This window comes from Leisingera sp. F5 (assembly GCF_001593695.1).
The window spans coordinates 1-1,114 of the sequence record NZ_LUKH01001323.1; the positions used below are offsets into that span (position 1 = coordinate 1).

Genomic DNA, 1,114 nt, shown 5'->3' on the forward strand with positions numbered 1-1,114 from the left:
CTTGTGGCCCTTGATCTTTTTGTACATCAACGGGTTGGTGAACATCGGCTCGTCGCCTTCGTTGTGACCGAAGCGGCGGTAGCAGAAGATGTCGAGCACCACATCCTTGTGGAACTTCTGGCGGAACTCGGTGGCGACGCGGGCGGCATGCACAACCGCCTCCGGGTCGTCGCCGTTGACGTGGAAAATCGGCGCCTCAACCACCAGCGCATTGTCGGTGGGGTAGGGGGAGGAACGTGAAAAATGCGGCGCGGTGGTGAAACCGATCTGATTGTTCACCACAATATGCATGGTGCCGCCCGCCTTGTGGCCCTTGAGGCCCGACAGCGCAAAGCACTCCGCCACCACGCCCTGGCCGGCAAAAGCCGCGTCGCCATGCAGCAGGATCGGCAGCACCTTGCTGCGGTCGGTGTCGCCAAGCTGGTCCTGCTTGGCACGGACCTTGCCGATCACCACCGGGTTCACCGCCTCAAGATGCGAGGGGTTGGCGGTCAGGCTGAGATGCACATTGTTGCCATCGAACGCGCGGTCGGACGACGCGCCAAGGTGGTATTTCACATCGCCGGAGCCATCCACGTCTTCGGGCTTAAAGCTGCCGCCCTGGAATTCGTTGAAGATGGCGCGGTAAGGTTTCTGCATCACATTGGCCAGAACCGACAGACGGCCGCGGTGCGGCATGCCGATCACGATGTCGCACACCCCCAGCGCACCGCCGCGTTTGATGATCTGTTCCATCGCCGGAATGAGGCTCTCGCCGCCGTCCAGGCCGAACCGCTTGGTGCCGGTGTATTTGACGTGCAGGAATTTCTCGAATCCTTCGGCCTCGACCATCTTGTTGAGGATCGCCTTGCGGCCTTCGCGGGTAAAGGTGATTTCCTTGTTGTACCCCTCAATCCGCTCCTTCAGCCAGGCGGATTCTTCGGGGTTGGAAATATGCATGTACTGCAGCGCAAAGGTGCCGCAGTAGGTGCGCTTCACGATGTCGACGATCTGGCGCATGGTGGCGACCTGCAGGCCCAGCACGTTGTCGATGAAAATCGGCCGGTCCATGTCACCGTCGGTGAAGCCATAGGATTTCGGGTCCAGTTCCGGGTGGGCAGAGGCGGCACGCATG

At 61.0% G+C, this 1,114-nt stretch carries 1 protein-coding gene; it reads right to left on the reverse strand.

Annotation, left to right across the window (positions count from 1 at the left end; all coding sequences use genetic code 11):
- Positions 1–1,114 (reverse strand): thiamine pyrophosphate-dependent enzyme (locus A2I95_RS41130; protein WP_291738043.1); only part of this gene is annotated, 1,114 nt, incomplete at both ends.